General features: G+C 63.5%; 11 protein-coding genes and 3 pseudogenes. 4 read left to right on the forward strand and 10 right to left on the reverse strand.

What is annotated here, in order from left to right:
• The first annotated feature begins 226 nt into the window (after window positions 1-226).
• The 4 genes and pseudogenes from AB0I15_RS53920 to AB0I15_RS53935 form a co-directional block, all read left to right on the forward strand.
• Window positions 227-361, forward strand: coding sequence for a transposase (locus AB0I15_RS53920; RefSeq protein ID WP_358115263.1), 135 nt, complete (start codon window positions 227-229; stop codon window positions 359-361).
• Window positions 362-574: 213 nt separating this feature from the next.
• Window positions 575-805: pseudogene (locus tag AB0I15_RS53925) on the forward strand (IS3 family transposase); the annotation flags it as partial.
• A gap of 245 nt (window positions 806-1,050) precedes the next feature.
• Window positions 1,051-1,125 (forward strand): annotated as a pseudogene (locus AB0I15_RS53930) (hypothetical protein); the annotation flags it as partial.
• Between the two features lie 61 nt (window positions 1,126-1,186).
• Window positions 1,187-1,399, forward strand: a pseudogene (locus tag AB0I15_RS53935) (integrase core domain-containing protein); the annotation flags it as partial.
• A gap of 55 nt (window positions 1,400-1,454) precedes the next feature.
• On the opposite strand, the gene AB0I15_RS53940 reads toward AB0I15_RS53935, so the two are convergent.
• The 10 genes from AB0I15_RS53940 to AB0I15_RS53985 form a co-directional block, all read right to left on the reverse strand.
• Window positions 1,455-2,408 (reverse strand): AraC family transcriptional regulator, encoded by a 954-nt coding sequence (locus AB0I15_RS53940; RefSeq protein WP_358115265.1) that lies wholly within the window; start codon window positions 2,406-2,408, stop codon window positions 1,455-1,457.
• Window positions 2,409-2,860: 452 nt separating this feature from the next.
• Window positions 2,861-6,184, reverse strand: coding sequence for a BTAD domain-containing putative transcriptional regulator (locus AB0I15_RS53945; protein ID WP_358115268.1), 3,324 nt, complete (start codon window positions 6,182-6,184; stop codon window positions 2,861-2,863).
• Window positions 6,185-6,592: 408 nt separating this feature from the next.
• A complete protein-coding gene (sbnB, locus tag AB0I15_RS53950; RefSeq protein WP_358115271.1) occupies window positions 6,593-7,588 on the reverse strand; it encodes a 2,3-diaminopropionate biosynthesis protein SbnB in 996 nt (331 codons plus the stop codon).
• The gene (gene sbnA, locus AB0I15_RS53955) at window positions 7,581-8,561 is read right to left on the reverse strand and encodes a 2,3-diaminopropionate biosynthesis protein SbnA (protein WP_358115273.1); all 981 of its coding nucleotides are present in this window, start codon (window positions 8,559-8,561) and stop codon (window positions 7,581-7,583) included. The genes sbnB and sbnA overlap by 8 nt, the downstream gene beginning before the upstream one ends.
• Window positions 8,562-8,641: 80 nt before the next feature.
• Window positions 8,642-9,340 (reverse strand): helix-turn-helix domain-containing protein, encoded by a 699-nt coding sequence (locus AB0I15_RS53960; RefSeq protein WP_358115275.1) that lies wholly within the window; start codon window positions 9,338-9,340, stop codon window positions 8,642-8,644.
• 190 nt (window positions 9,341-9,530) lie between these two features.
• Window positions 9,531-10,379 (reverse strand): GNAT family N-acetyltransferase, encoded by an 849-nt coding sequence (locus tag AB0I15_RS53965; protein ID WP_358115277.1) that lies wholly within the window; start codon window positions 10,377-10,379, stop codon window positions 9,531-9,533.
• A gap of 318 nt (window positions 10,380-10,697) precedes the next feature.
• Entirely contained in the window at window positions 10,698-10,859 is a 162-nt protein-coding gene (locus tag AB0I15_RS53970; protein ID WP_358115279.1) for a hypothetical protein, read from the reverse strand.
• A 570-nt stretch (window positions 10,860-11,429) separates the two neighbouring features.
• The gene (locus tag AB0I15_RS53975) at window positions 11,430-12,977 is read right to left on the reverse strand and encodes a condensation domain-containing protein (protein WP_358115281.1); all 1,548 of its coding nucleotides are present in this window, start codon (window positions 12,975-12,977) and stop codon (window positions 11,430-11,432) included.
• A gap of 492 nt (window positions 12,978-13,469) precedes the next feature.
• Window positions 13,470-14,729: an ATP-grasp domain-containing protein gene (locus tag AB0I15_RS53980; protein ID WP_358115284.1), complete on the reverse strand. Its 1,260-nt coding sequence runs from the start codon at window positions 14,727-14,729 to the stop codon at window positions 13,470-13,472.
• Window positions 14,726-15,682, reverse strand: a complete 957-nt coding sequence (locus AB0I15_RS53985; RefSeq protein WP_358115376.1) for an amino acid--tRNA ligase-related protein — start codon at window positions 15,680-15,682, stop codon at window positions 14,726-14,728. The genes AB0I15_RS53980 and AB0I15_RS53985 overlap by 4 nt, the downstream gene beginning before the upstream one ends.
• Window positions 15,683-15,744: the final 62 nt, after the last annotated feature.

Raw genomic sequence — 15,744 nt, forward strand, 5'->3', positions numbered from 1 at the left:
GGTCGAAAGAGGGGATCTCGACAAGACTGCTCAGCCCGTGTGGGTCCTACGGGAAGCCGGCGATCGAGGTCACTTGATCTCGTGAGAACAGCTTGTACAGTCCTTTGCCGGGTGCCGCGCCGGCGACAGCGCACAGGTTGGAGCACGTGCCGAGCACTGTGAGGTGCCCAGCAAATTCCGGACACTCGGCTACATAAGCTGACAGAAGTCTGGAAGAGGTAGGTACGTGACGAGGCGTCGCAGGCAGTTCTCGCCGGAGTTCAAGGAAGAAGCCGTCCGTATGGCGCTGGAGGGCGAGCGGACGGTCGCGTCGGTGCACGGGAGTTCGACATCAACGCCGGCACTCTGGGCAGTTGGGTGAACCGGCATCGGGTCGTGAGCGCGCAGGAGGGGCGGCAGCCGGTCTCCGGGGCGGAGCGGGCGCGGATCCGGGAGCTGGAGCGGGAGAACGCCGAGCTGCGCGAGAAGTTGATCTTCTTGAAAAAGCAGCCGTCTTCTTCGCGTCCGAGACTCGATGACGCTCGCCAAGTACGAGCTCATCGACGCGGAGAAGGCTTGCCACTCCATCGTGAAAATGTGCGCCTGGCTGGGCGTGTCCCGCTCGGGCTACTACGAGTGGCGCGAGCGGCCGGCCTCGGCCACCGCGCAACGCCGGGCGCTGCCGGCCGCTCTGGTCGTCGAGGTCTTCGCCGGCTCGCACGAGACCTACGGTTACCGGCGCGTCCACGCCGCCCTGGCCCGTCGCGGCGAGCACTGCTCACCCGAACTGGTGCGAGCCCTGATGCGCGAGCAGGGCCTCATCCCGGCCCAGGTGAGGGCGTTCCGGCCGGCTACCACCGTCCAGGGCGACTACCGTGGCATCCCCGACCTGGTCGGCCGTGACTTCACCGCCGAGCGGCCGGGCATCAAGCTGGTCGGTGACATCACCTATGTCCGCACCTGGGAGGGCTTCCTCTACCTGGCCACGGTGATCGACTGTCACAGCAAGGCGTGCTGGGCTGGGCGATGGCCGACCATTACCGCACCGAATTGGTCAAGGACGCGATCCGGATGGCGGCCGGTACCGGTCTGCTCCAGCCCGGCGCCGTGTTCCACACCGACCGCGGCTCGAACTACACCGGTGATGAGTTCGGCCGCTTCCTGACCCGCCTGGACATCCGCCGCTCGGTCGGACGCACCGGAGTCTGCTACGACTGTGAGAATGGCCGAGTCGTTCTTCTCCGCGATCAAGAACGAGTGGCTGCACCGCTTCGTCTTCACCACCCGAGCCAAGGCGAAACGGCAGGTCATCCGCTACATCGAAGGGTTCTACAACCACCGGCGCCTGCACTCGGCGCTTGGTTACCGGCCACCCCTGGAAGTACTCAACGAGTCCCTTTCAACCCAGACAGCCGCATAGGCTACGCCCATAAGGCGGCTGTCCGGAATCTCCGTGGCCCTTCAGCCCGCGGCGCTCACCGTGACCCGGACAGGGTGCTGGAGGGCGGTCGGCCGTAAGTCTCCCTGTAGAGGCAGGAGAAGCGGCCCAGATGCTTGAAACCCCAACGCGTGGCCACTTCCGCGACAGTGGCCTGAGCGCCCGTCCGGGCCATGCGCACCAGGTCGGCATGGGCGAGTGCCAGCCGTACTTTGCGCAGGTATGCGAGCGGTGTGGTGTGCAGGTGGCGGCGAAAGTCGTATTGCAGGGTGCGGACGCTGACTCTGGCCGCGGCGGCGATGTCCTGCAGGGTGACATATTCACCCGCATGCTCCTCGCAGTAGCGCTGCGCTCGGCGCAATGCCGCCGGACCGGACCCGGCATCAGACCCGCTGCGGGTGGTGGAGTAATCGTGCGGCTGCGAGTCCAGCAGGGTGTGCAGCAGGAATTGCTCGAAATGATGTCCGGCCAAGGGTGAGGCCATGAACGGTGGCCTGCCGTCGGCACCCGCCAGCGACACCATGGTGAGCACCCCGTTGATAGGGCTGTCACAGGTGATGTCCGGCCGGAAACGCGGGGGCTGCTTTGGAGCGTCGCCCAGATAGTCGGCGAGTTTCTGCTCGACCAGTGCCGAGGGAATATGGATGACCAGCACCTCGTGGTCCACGCTCCACCACATGTCGGACCTCTCTTGAGGGCCGACGATGATCGAAGGCGCGTCGATACACTCGCCATCGACCTTCGCCATCCCGGTGCCTCTTCGCAGAAGGAAGATCTTGTAGGAGTCCGGGGACTGCGGGACGGTGACACGGACCTCGGCGCCGTACGACAGGATACGCATGCAGATGTTGCCCTTATAGAGCTCCTTGTAGCGGCCGCCTGTCGGATGCTCCTTTATGACCTCGACGGTCTGCAGCCATGAGATGCGTGATACGAAGTCTCGTACCTTGTGGAAATCCCCTGCGAAATTTCCTTCGGACGTCAATGACATCAATTCTCCTGACGCGGCTCCAGCGTTCACGAGTGACAAGGCCGGCTCCTGGCGTATGCATGCTGAATCCCCATACGCGCTCACCGCGCGTCGATGTCGGGTTGCGTTGCCGACTTGGTCGATGCGCCGGCGTGGGTCGTCCCGCCGTGTCGGGGTTACGTACACCGTCGCCTCGACGGTGTTGTCAAGCGTTTCCCGTAATGTGGCGAGGTGTTTTGCCGGTTTTCGACGTACTTGGTGCGGGGATGCGCCCGGTACACCGGGGAGCGCGTGGCCGACGCAGTTCCACTACGAATACCTCGATCAAGAATCGCTACAAGTCTCCGGGACTCAGATTTCCGCCCCCCGTCGTCATCCTGGCGTCGTTTCGCTGTCGCCTCGCATCGTCGTTCGGGGCGCGGGCGGCCTGGGCATGGGTGGGACCTTTCCGCGCAATGTGCCGGGTATCGAAGTCACTCGCTGATGAGGGCGCTGACCTCGGCGACTTCCGGGCTGCCGATCGCGGAGAACAGTGAGAGCGCTTCCCGCCAGTGCGCCACAGCGGTGTCGGCTCCCTCCACTTCGTACAACGCCTCGCCGATCACGCGCAGAGCTCTTGCTTCGCCGAGGCGGTGACCGGTCTCGCGATGCAGTTCGAGAGCTTGACGGGCCTGAACGACGGCGTCTGACGGCGCGTCCATGGCGATGCTGATCTCTGCGAGCGCGGTCAGCGCGAGGCCTTCGAGGACGCGGAAGGAACGGTCGCGGGCGATCGCGCGTGCCCGTTCGGCGTGTGTGGTGGCCTCGGAAAGACGGCCAAGGCTTCTGGCGGTGTCGGCCAGGCCGATCAAGCTGACGACTTCGGGATGGCGGTTTCTGCCCAGTTCGCTCGCATCGAGCGCCTGCTGGTGGAGTCGCAGCGCCTCGCCGTATTGGCCGAGATCGCGATGAAGCGTGGCGACGACATTCAGGATGCCCGCCTGGAGAAAATGATCGTCCAGATCCCGGCTCATCGCCAGGGCCATGCCGCTGAGTTCGAGTGCTTCCAAGTGGTGTCCGAGGTCGCGGTACAACGCCGCCAGCGCGGTCAGGCACTCCAGCTCGACGCCGTGGTCGCCGCGCTGTCGGCTGAGGCAGAGGCCGTCGTTGAGATACTGGCTCGCCTCGTCGAGCCGCCCCAGGCTGTGGCGGACCGCTCCCATCGTGCAGATCAAGGCGGCGGAACGGTCTGTGGCAAGTTCCAGGGCCTGACCGAGCTGATCGAGGGCCAGCTCCAGTCGTCCGAGCTGGTGGTGGGCGTTCGCCAGGTTATTGAGGTAGGCCTCTTGCCCGCGCTTGCGGTCTGTCTGCCGGGACAGCTCCAGTGCCTTGTCGAGATGTTCGACGGCTTCCAGCAGATGTCCCAGACGCAGGTAGGCATTGGACAACCCGCCAAGAGCGGAGGCCTGGCAGTCCAGCCATCCGACTTCCTCGGTTAGTGACAAGGCGCGGGCGTACAACGCCATCGCCTCCTCGGGCCGGTCCTGATGCGTGTGGGCGTCGGCCAGGCTCAGCTGGATCACGGCCTGGGCCTCACGGCTGCCTTCGGCCTCGGCGACGGAGAGGGCGGCTTGGGCGCAGGTGAACCAGTCGTCCAGATGCCTGCTCACCCAGAAATGGCCACGTAACGCGTCCGTCAGCCGCCATACCAGTTCGCCGGGACCGTGCTGATGCGCGTGGTGGATCATTGTGATGAGGTTGGTGTGTTCGGCCTCCAGCCAGGCGGCGGCCGCTTCTTGGCTGTCGAAGGCCACCGGCGACACGGTGCTGGTGAACGGTGGCTGCGGCAGCCGTACCCAATGGGGATGAAGCAGTTGGGCGGCAGCAAGGACGCTGTGCAGGTACCAGTCGTGCAAGCGCCCACTGACCTCCAGCAACTCACCGGGGGTCTCCTCGGAGTGGGCATGCCCGGCCGCGTAGAGGCGTAGCAGGTCATGGAAGGTGTAGCGGCCGGGGCCGTGCGCGCGGATCAGATGGTAGGCGGCGAGCCGGTCAAGTCCTTGTTTCGCCTCGGCTGTCGAGCAGCCGGCCAGCGCGGCCGTGGCGGCTGCGGTGAAGTCCGCACCAGGCAGCAATCCGAGCAGACGAAACAACCTGCGCTGCGGCTCGGGCAGGGCGGTGTAGGACAGGTCGAAGGTGGCATGCACCGCGGCTGCTTGATCGTTGCCGGTTTCCAGGGCGGCCAGCCGGTTGCCTTCGCGTAGCTCGCTCACGTAGTCGGTCAGGCTCAGGTGGGGGTTGGCGTCAAGGTTGGCCGCCGCGATGCTCAGCGCCAAGGGGAGCCGAGCGCACAGTTCGCCGAGTTCCGCCTCCGCCTGCGGAGCGGCAAGAAGGCGGTCCTCGTCCACGAGTGAGAGCAGGAGCGAATGACTTTCATGCGGCGAGAAGACGTCGAGGGTGACGCGGAACGCGCCTTCTCGGGCGGCCAGTCCGCGTAGCTGGTTGCGACTGGTGATCAGCACCGGCGACGGCCCGCCGGGGAGAAGGGGGCGTACCTGTGCCTCATCGCGGGCGTTGTCGAGGAGCACCAGCATGCGGCGCGCGGCCAGCATGGTGCGCAGCAGCGCCGAGCGCGCGTCCAGCTCGACCGAGACCCGCTCGGGCGCGACATCCAGCGCCCGCAGCAGCATCTCCAGAGCGGCCGCGGGCTCGACCGGCGCGCCGGGCCCGAAACCACGTAGATCGAGGTAGAGCTGGCCGTCAGGGAAGCGGTCCTGGACCATGTGTGCCCAATGGACGGCCAGCGCAGTCTTTCCCACCCCGCCGCTGCCGCTGATGATGATCGGCCGCTGGGCCTGACCCTCGGACCCGGGCAGCACTTGTTCCAGGGCCGCCAGTTCGGCGAGGCGGCCGGTGAAGTGAGCGATGTCAGCGGGTAGCTGCCGAGGAGGGGCGGCCGAAGGAGCGGAGACAGACGCAGCTGCTTGTGATGATTGAGCGGTCACGACATCCAGCCGCCCCTGAGCACCGGCCACGCTGTCCGGGACAGAAGGAATCAGCAGGGCGGGATCGCCGGTGAGGATGTCGTGATGCAGCTTCCGCAACTCATCGCCAGGACCGACGCCCAACTCCTGACGGAGCATGTTGCCGACGGTGTGGTAAACCTGGAGCGCTTCGGCCTGATGGCCGGATCGATACAGCGCGAGCATGAGCTGAGCCTGTAACCGCTCACGCAGCGGGTGCGCCATGGTGGCCGCCTTGAGCTCCACGACCAACTCGTCATGGCGGCCTGACCGCAGCCCCAGGCCGAACCAGCGCTCCAGCACCTGCACCCGCTGCTCGGTCAGCACGAGCACGTGATCGCGATACAACGACTCCGACGGCACGTCGACCAGGGCAGGACCTCGCCACAACGCCAGTGCCCGCCGAAGAAGGTCGGCCTCGCCCTCCTCGTCATCGGCCTGGCCGGCCTTCTTGGCGCGGGCGACGAGATCAAGGAAGACAGCGACGTCAAGCTCCTCCGCCGCGAGCTCGAGTACATACCCCTCCCCCCGAGTGCGGATCAGCTGCCGCTCATCACCGTGCTCAAGCAAGGTACGCCGCAATCTGCCGATATGCGTCTGAACGGCCCCGCGTGCATCCTCCGGAGCCTCGCGACCATCCCACATCCGTTCAGCGAGTTGATCGAGCGATACATGCTGATTCGCCTGCAGGAGCAACGTGGCCAGCGCAATCCGTTGCTTGCGCGCCGACACAGCTATCGGCACCCCGTCGCGCACCACCTCAAGGGCGCCCAGAACACCGAACCGCGTCCCCATGCCAATACGGTTTCACCGTTCTCCAGCAGGGACACAAAGTTCAAAATACTTGAAAGCCACCTGCGGAGGGGGCCATCTGAGGATGTCCGGCCCGCTCTCGTCTCCGTCGTCATCTCAGGACTCCGTGCGTGCCAAGAATCGCGCCTTCGCTGTGACCAGGCATGTTCATCGGTTCTTCAGACGCTCACGTGACGTTGAGCAGACGCTTCGGCGGCTTGGGCGATTGCCGGCTCAGCCGGTCAATCGGACTGCGAAGCTCGGACGAGGGCTCGGGTTCTGCCGCCCAGCTGCGCGACCTCCCCGAGAAGCCCAGGAAAGTCGGCACGGGCCAAGCAGGCCCCCTCAGGGCGCTGCGTCGAGATTCTCGCCGCCGAGGGTGAAATGTGCTTATGCCACGTCATCGCACCGCTACCAGCGCGTCGTTTCGCCGAAGAAGTCGGGAATCACGATCGCTTGGCCCTGTCCGCGCGCCTGCTCCAGCACGTAATGTCCAACTGCGATGTCGAGCACGCCCAGCCCGAACGGCGAGATGATCAGCGGCCGATCCTGGTCGAGAGTGACCTGTCCGAGCAACAGGCCGCCGATGGTGCCGGTGATGAAGTCCCGCCCTCCCGATAGCTGCTCAGCCAGGTGCGGAGAGGTCTGTGCCTTCAAGCAGTGTTCGACGTCGTCGACGATGTTGTTGGCGTCGAGCAACAGTTCGGGTGCCAGATCGCGGAGCGAGATGTTCAGGAGAATCTGGCCGGCGCGCAGTGGGGTGGCGGCGCCGACGTACGGCGACGCCGCCGTGGTGGCGAAGACAACCACGTCCCCGCGAAGCGCATCATCGATGGTCGGCACCACTGACACGTGGTCGACGTGAATCCTGGCATGGCGGGCGAGGTGTTCGGCACTCCTGCTCTCCAGGTCGTACACGTCCAAATGGGTCGGCCTGAAGCCCGTCTCCAGCAGGTAGTCGAGGACAGTGCGGGCGATGACGCCGGCTCCCACCAATGAGATCCGCGACACATGGTTTGTCAACGCAGCGGTGGCAACGACCGCCGAGGCCGCTGTCCGAGCGGCGCTGATACCGGCCGCTTCCAAGCATGCGACCGGATGCCCGGTCGCATAGTCGTTCAGCAGCAGCACGGCCGAAGCCCGCGGCACACCCTGGTTGATGTTCCTCGGGAAGCTGCTGATCCACTTGATCCCGGCCTTGTCAACCGTGCCGCCGACGTACGCGGGGAGCGCAATGATGCGCGCCTCGGGCTTGTCCGGGAAACGCAAGAAATAGCTGTCCGGATTGATGGTCTGCTTTCGCTCGTGCCATAGATAAGCGTTCCGCACGAGGTCGAGGACCTGGCCCCGGTTCGTCTTCAGAATCGCGGCGACAACCGTCCCGGGAACCACTTCGAACTCAAACAAGGCTGCTCCCGCTCGTTTCCGCGAACATGTCACCGTAACGTGACTCGATCCAGTTGTCGGAATAGATCGAGTCCAAGTACCGATCACCGAGGTCGGGGGAGATGACCGCCACTCGGCTTCCGGGCGCAATGGAGTCAGCGAGCTGCTGCAAGGCAGTGAGCGCGGAACCGGTCGAGCCGCCGATCAGCAGGCCATGCTTACGGGCCATATGGCGGCACATGGCGATGGTGTCCGACTCGGTGACCAGCACCTTGTCGAAGGCGTCCGAATCGGTGAAGATTTCTGGACTACGGCTACTGCCGATTCCGGGAATATGGCGAGAGGCCGGAGGGCCTCCGAAAATCACCGATCCTTCGACGTCCACGGCTATGATGCGGGTGCGTCTGCTATGCCGGGCGAAGTACTCCGAACAGCCCATCAGGGTGCCGGTCGAACCGATCCCCACCACGAGCACATCGATGTCGCCCAGTTCCGCGTGGATGTTCCGGGCGGTTCGGTCCCGGTGGGCGTGCGGGTTGGCCAGATTGGCGTACTGGTTCAGCCAGATCAGTTGTGGATCCCGTTCGAGCGCCTGCTGGATGTAGTTGATGCGGCACTGCAGATGACCACCGTTCTGGTCACACTGGTCGATCACCACAACCTCGGTGCCCAGAGCCTCCATCGCCTGAATCGCCTGACGATTCGCCTTCAGGTCCGTGACGATGGTGAGTGGGAAGCAACGTTCTGCCGCGACCACACTCAAGGCGATGCCCAGATTTCCCGAGCTTGATTCGATCAATCGACCGTGCGGCCGGGTCAAGACACCTGCGGACAGCACATTGTCGACGAGCCCGACAGCGGTCTTGAGTTTCAGGGAGCCGGCCGGGTTGAACGCCTCGAGCTTGAGGAAGGTCTCTACGCCGGTGATGAAGTCAGGCAGTTGCAGGAAAATATCGTCAAGGACAACATCGCTCGCAGAACTGTATATCGGCACTTTTCCTCCGGCATGACGGTCTCTAGGGTGATGATGAGCCACGGTTGCGCATCAATGGATCAGCTCACGGGCCCGTTCACTCAACTTCCGTCCGCCCGTGGCGGATGGAAGAGGCGCATTTGAAGCTCCGCATCAAGACGAGCTGACGTGTCGTCGAGATTGATATGCGAAATGGCGACCACGCGGCGTAGCCGGCTCCGGAAGGTACTCACCGGAACGCTCATCTTGCGGGCAGCGGCGGCTGAGTTCCCGAACGCCGCCAGCCATTGCCGGAGCGTTTCCAGGAGTCTTGTCCCGTGCTCACGGTCGTGAGCCGCCAATTGCGCGACAGAGCCTGTAGACTCCTGCCCTTCCGCGGTCACCAGGTCTTTCAGCTCAGAAAGGGCGACCTGGAAGGAAACGTCGGAGAAAAGTGCGGCGCGAGGCGCCGAAGGATCCGTCTTCAGCAGGCGGAGCGTGCGGTCTGCCGCGACTCGCGCGGTCGGAACGGAATGGTCTCCGGCCACGGGGCCGCCGATGCCAGCGCACCAGACGCCATGCTCACGCCATGAGCGCACGAACTCCGAAACACGCAAGACGGCCGCAGCAACCTCCGTGTCGGAGGAGTCTGCGAGCCGTAAATCGGAGTAGACCACCTCGCCACAAACAGTGACCACCCTTTCGGTATATCCCGACAAGTGGCGCTCTATCGCGTGAGCAGTGGCCTCGATCCCGTTCGCCGTCCGGGACCCAGTCGCTCGCTCCATCGCGATGACCAGGATGGGTGATTCGGTGCTCAAAGAAAATCTCTCCTGCCAGCCTCACTGGAATCTGAACCATCATCCTTGATGTCAAACACGCCTAGGACGACATTTGACGCCGGGCGCTCATTGCCCGGCATACCTGAGACCACTTCCACCCACGCCGGATCCGCTGCTGATCCTTGGTTCACCGATGCGGAGCCCTAAGACCGTCTCACACCCCCACAGGTCAGCCGATACGGCCGACGGCCGAGTCGTCACAGCCAAGGCTCACCGTCATATAAGTCGAAACCGTATGGAAGCCCAGTCTTGCGCACATGTGGCGCGAGGCGTGGTTGTCGTCACTGACCGATCCGGTAAGCGCAGAGAATCCATCTGAGGCTGCCAGGTGCAGAGTATGCAGAAGTAGCTTGGTTCCCAGCCCTCGCGGCGACCGGGCAGGATCCCGAAACCCGTTGGAGATCCATGGCGTACCGTCCCAGTCGTTCACCACGACTCCTGCCACGACCTCGTCACGCTCATTCACCGCAAGCACGGAACAGGGTAGTACCGGCCCCATGAGCGTACCGTTCAATAACGGTGCTATCTCATGGCGGAGAATGGTGTCCGCGTTCTGCGGTACGTGATCAGGGTGCCCGGGCCCAAATGCGGCAAGCCACGCGGACAGCAAATCTTCCGGTGCTCGGTCGCATGGCACGTAGCGAAAATGCGCGGGAAGATCCGCGGCGGAGTGCTCGAGTCCATCCAAAAAGTGGGTCAGGATATGAGCGCGTCTGACTAGTTTCGCACCCCTCGTGATCAGCTCATCACAGAAGGCCTCAGGCCCCGATAGGTACCATCCATGCATGCGCTGCATTACCGCTTCCACGGCTCGGGGACCCACGGCTTGGGTCCGGTAAGCCCATCGCTCTCCCCACATGGTCCCCTCGGTATACTTGATCGCCGACTGACCATGGTCGTCCAGCAAGACTTGCTGCATAACAGAGCCTCCGTTCCCTACCGCTGACCAATAGGTGACCTCCACCGTCCTGGCAGACATGTGCGCGTCCGATGGTCTCCAGCGATGGCTCGTTGACATCGCCGACGTGAGGTGGGGGAGCGGGAGTCGCGCACGCGGCAATCAGCAATGCCATCGCCGCCAAGCTCGGACGAACGGCTCCCTTTGCGGCAATCCTTCGGTTCAGGTCGATCCTGATGTGCTGGCCCTCCGCTGGCAATCCCGTATCCGTAACGCGTGTTTCGTTTGCTGGATATGATTTGTCGGTTGATGAAGTGATCGTGGCCCCTTCGGTGTATCGAGGTTGTCCCAGGGGCCGGGCATAGGTGGGAGAGGCCCGGCCGGAGTTGCTCGGTCCCGTCGTTCCCGCCCCTACCGTCTCGCGCCTGATCGACCGGTTCACCGCGGCGAGTACGCGCTCATCCGTACCGGCTCCGGTGCCCTGGACCTGTTCGCCTGGCCGACGCGCCCGAGCCGTAGGCTGACGTACTCCATCGGCTTCGCCATCACCGACGACGGCCGCAACCTGCCCGCCATCGCCTGGACACCGGCATACGACACCGAACACCTGGTCCAGCGACGGACCCTGGCCCATCGGCTGCATGAGTGGCTGGAGGAAACATGTATCCGCGCGCCGACCAAGGCTTCCACGTCTTCTATGCCCGGGACCAACTGCACCGTGGCGGGTGCAGGCCAGACCGACCGCACTGGCTGCGGGACCTGAACGACGGATCGCGGTGCGCAATCATCACCAACCCCGAGATCGGTCGGCACAAGCCGCAGAAGGGTGAGGCGGCACCAGCACGGAACCGACTCCGACCGGATCGAGTGCCTGGCCCCCCTGCCCATTCTTGTGGAACCGGCAGCCGATCACCGTCTTGATCCGCGTCGGCGTCGAGGTCTGATCAGGCCGGCCAGGCGCCACCGGGCTGGGACCATGTTCCACGCCACCGCTGCACCGGTCGTACCTCGTGCGCGACGATCACGGTTTCGTCCCCCGAACGCGAAACGCTCGGCCGCCTGTTTGCGTAATCGTGCACGGAAGAACCGCCGCTCCACGGTCGACCCACCACCCTGCGGATACCTCATGACGGCGACATCCGTCAGCGTTGCGACATCACGCCTTCAAGATCAGTGATCAGACAGAACATTGTGAAAGATCCGGCAATAGGCAGCGGCGAGCTGCCCTACGAAGGCGGCGGAGACTTTTTCAGGCTGGTAGCCGAACTCTGCCTGAATGGAGCCGTCATGCAGCGGAAACATTTCCAGAACCAGCTCGAACATCGCCCGCCGTGGCGGGATCCGAAGATACCTGCTGGTGCATCCAGTGAAGCTCAATCGAGGGGGAGGGTTGTCGTGAAAGGCGAACATCGTCTGAAAAATGGGGTTCCTGCCGTTGCGTGTTGGATTCACAAGGCGCACGACATCGAGGAAGTTGATGTCCTGAGCCGCCATCGCCTCTGTAGTGGCTCTTCGCGTGGCATTCAGGACATGATTCCAATCGAGGGATTCTGGCTGACGAAGAGGTATGCAGACCGTGTTGATCAGACACGTCAGCGAGGCGTCGACAGCGGTGCCGCCACGCCGGGCCACCGGGACACCGACCGCGATATCGCTCTGCCCGGTAAGCTCGCGCAGAGCCTTACCGTAAACGGCGAGCAAGGCGATGAAACGCGTCGCACCTTCGACCCGCGCCACTCTGTCAAACGCAACCATATCGTCGGCCGAGATATGAAAACCGATCGTATGAACAGCGGTGGCATCGTCTCCAGGATTATTTGGCGCAGGCAACTCAAGATCGACGATTCCAGCGAGAGCGCCCATCCAGTACTCTTTCTGCCGCCCGAGGGAGACGTGAGCCTGATAACGCTGCTTCTCCTGGGCGACGGCCAGAAGAGACGGTGCCGCTGTTGGGAAACAGGCAGGCCGGCCAGTGCTCCGCGCGGCATACGCCTCGGACAGGTCGTGCGCCAGCATGCCTTGTGACCAACCATCGAACGCCACATGGTGAATAGCGATGCCCAGTATGCTGATTTGAGAGGACCTTAGAACAGCATATCGCCAGACCTCTCCCTGAGTGATGTCGAGCGGCCGGTCCAGCCGTCTGCCGACCCATTCCTCAAGACGCTCATGGACGTCGTCGACCTCGGTGATCGGCAATGCCGGACGCCTGGAGCCTCGTGTTACCAAGGCGACCGGGCGAGCAGGCATTCTCTGCATCACATACGATGCCCGGAGGGCTTCATGCCGCTCAGCCACATCATGCAGAGCCTCTTTCAGCGCATCGAAGTCAACAGGCCCATCAAGTTCCCAGAGGGAGACGCAGACCGGTGCCGTATCGCTGGGGTCGAAGGCGTGAGCCACGCAGAAGGAGGCCTGCGTACCGTCGAGTGCCACCGTGTCACCCCCTTCGGAGATCGGATCGCGTGGATATGCGGGGCCCGGGAGGTGTTCCGCGCTGCCGCTCTGAGTCTCGCTTAGGATTCTGCGAATATGCAGCGTCACACCAGCTACTGTGGGGTTCTCAATGATCTGAGACATCGGAACCGGCACGCCGAAGCGGCCGTTGAGCCGAGTGCACACCCGCGCGGCGTCGAGAGAACTCCCGCCCAGCTCGAAGAGCGAAACATCGCGCGGCACGTCGGCCAGGTGCATGACACTCGCGAAGATCGTGGCCACGATGTCGGCATACAAGTCCTGCGTCGCGGAACCCGCTCCACTTGTTTCCGGTGCGGGGCCGCCCGTCCCGGCACCGAGTAGCGACCGATCGGTCTCGGCGTTCGTAGGGAGCGGAATCCCGTCCAGTCTCTCGACGTGATCCGATTCAAGAGGTGCACTCCCAGGCTCGTCCACGATACGTATGCTCTCCCTCGCGTCGTGTAGAAGTCGTGTAGAAGTCATGTGGAGAAAGGCCGAACTCTCACACGTGTCCCCGTGGCGGGCCCGCCGCCGTCAACGGGGATTTCCTGCGGCCCGCTCGCGTGGCCGTTATTCTGCAGTTCTCACGAGGGAATGGAAGGAGTCGGCAATGGTTCCCGGCATCTGGGCACCGATGACTTCCACCTGGATGATCACATTGCCGCTGCACGTGGCGGGATTGCGTCTCACAGCGAAAACAGCCGACTGACGATGGATTCTTTCGGCGCTGCGGCTCCGCCCGGCCGCTGAGATTCAGGCAGTGAGCACTCTATGCCTCCTCGCGAAGGCGTTCGCGAGGGCCAGATACTCGGGTTCGCTCTCGGCGGTGAGGACGACATGCGCACACCAATCGGCTCCTTGCCGCAAGGTGACCAGGTCTCCCACACTCCGCACCGGGACATAGGCGCGCAAGCCAGGAGTCGCCATGACGCTCTCGTTGTCGGGCAGTTCTGTGATGTGACCTGAAACCGCGGGTCGCAGGTTGAGACCGCCGAGATGTACGGTGGGCTCTGGCCACCGAGGCGCCTGCCCCGTCGCCAGGGCGCTCGCCACGACCGCCCAGGCATTCCCCCCCAGATATTCGCTCAGCACATGAGGAATCCAGCCGCCTCCCATCCGTGCCGCGACCTCAGAAAAGATCAGCTCCCCGTCCGTAGTCTCAAACGCCTCCAGATGGGTGACCGCGTTGGAGATATCCAGCGATCCATTGACCCGCGCATGCAGATCCGCGACTCTTCGGTAAAGTTCGCGGGCCTTTCCCGGCAAGATCACGTAGCTGCCGTCGAGCGCCACTCGATCGTTCGCGGCCTCGTCACTGTCCAGTAAGGACAGCCGAGTCTGGTGATACGCGCTGATCAGAAAGAATTGTGCCTGTCCGCCCAGCCATAGGGCGTCGACGTGGAGCTCACGGCCTGTGATGAATTCTTCGACTATGAGTTGGCGGGAGCGAAGCACCGGGTCGAACGTATAGTGCTCCATCACCCGGCCGAACTCTTCGGGTGATGCCACACGCCTGGTGCTCGTCGTGCCCACTCCGAAGGCCGGCTTCACGACGACAGGAAAACGCAGGCGCGCTCGCACGTCGGCTATCAGTGCTGTGTCCGTCGGATCGACGACCGAACGCCAACTGGCCACAGGCACACCCTCGCGGGCCACGACCGTTTTCATCAGCCGCTTGTCTCTCAGCGCCGCATGTCTCAGCCGGTCTCTGGGCCGACCCAACAAGGTCTCCAGGTAGCCTGCGGCCAGTTGGCTGAACTCTGTGTGCGCGAAGATCAAATCTGGCCGTACCCCATTGACGATGAGGTCCGCGGCGATACCGGTCAACTGCTCATGGGAGTCGAAACTGTCGACTCGGTACACTTTGGCGCACATCTCGAGCAGTCGCTCGTCTGGACGCTCGACCTGCACGTCGAAGTCGTCGAGAACGAGATGGATGGTGTAACCGAGTTGCAGCAGCGTGTCGACGACGTCCCGTTGCCACTTGCACATCAGTACCGTCTGCCGGCTCATGGGAAGATGTCCTCGCCGTGAACGCGTGGAAGGAGCTGCATATCGCGGATCTCGTTGTGCGAGAGGAGCCACATGAGATACCGCTCGATTCCCATTCCGAAACCGGCTGTGCGTATCTCCTTCGCATCACGCATCTCCACATACCATTGATACGATTCCACATCGACATGGTGAAGTGCGAGTGCCCTCCGAACCTGGTCGGCGCTCGAATGTCGCTCCCCCGCGCCTACGATCTCCCCCGGCCCGAAGAGAAGGTCGCCGTTCAAGGCGATGGTGGCATCGCCGTGCGCGAACGCCTGGTAGAACGGTACGGACAGGTGATCCCAGTGCGTTACCCAGACGAATTCCCCCATGGATCGCAGCAGCTGTCTCTCGCCTTTCCGGGTGAGCGAACGCCATCCGCCATGGTCCACTATCCCGTCGGGATCGACGGCCTGCGCTACTTCGTCGAATGTCAACGTGACGAACGACGGCTCCGTTATGAGCTTTTCCACGTGATCCAGTCGGCCACCGAGCGAGACGATGAGATCGGCGTTGCGTTCGAGCAGGCCCGCGCTCAACGCCACCACATATTCTTCGACGGTCGACATCACTTCGGGCAGGCCGCCCTGGATCTCCGCCTCACTGTGAAAAAACTGACTGAGATGAGTCTCGTCGCAGGCTTCGCCACGGAAGGACGGCATGATGTAGTAACAGTCTCGATTCGTGATCCTACAGCCCAGTTCGAGCATGAACTGCATGGAATCCGCAAGGTAGGTCTTCGTGCCGCCGAGTTCGACCTCGACGGGGTACGAGTCACTTCCGAGACCCATCGGACTCGAGATGGAACCGGTGGTCACCGGAAGATGCAGCGTTTGAGCGTGCCGGTCGCGCCAGAATTCCATCGTCAGCTCGGAGATGGCGTTCTGCAACACTGCGATGCCGGAGTACCACGGGTTCTGCAGTAATTTCATGTGGTGTCCTCGGCGCTCTTTCCAGAGCTGGGAAGGAAACAGCCGGTCACTCGTACTGGCCT

The sequence above is a fragment of the Nonomuraea sp. NPDC050643 genome (assembly GCF_040654715.1).
Taxonomy (GTDB): domain Bacteria; phylum Actinomycetota; class Actinomycetes; order Streptosporangiales; family Streptosporangiaceae; genus Nonomuraea.

Bases quoted from the DNA above. Each gene is read 5' to 3' on its own strand.
- AB0I15_RS53965 (WP_358115277.1), bottom strand. From the start codon at position 10,379: ATGTCAACGAGCCATCGCTGGAGACCATCGGACGCGCACATGTCTGCC.
- AB0I15_RS53985 (WP_358115376.1), bottom strand. From the start codon at position 15,682: ATGAAATTACTGCAGAACCCGTGGTACTCCGGCATCGCAGTGTTGCAG.
- AB0I15_RS53980 (WP_358115284.1), bottom strand. From the start codon at position 14,729: ATGAGCCGGCAGACGGTACTGATGTGCAAGTGGCAACGGGACGTCGTC.
- AB0I15_RS53945 (WP_358115268.1), bottom strand. From the start codon at position 6,184: ATGGGGACGCGGTTCGGTGTTCTGGGCGCCCTTGAGGTGGTGCGCGAC.
- AB0I15_RS53940 (WP_358115265.1), bottom strand. From the start codon at position 2,408: ATGTCATTGACGTCCGAAGGAAATTTCGCAGGGGATTTCCACAAGGTA.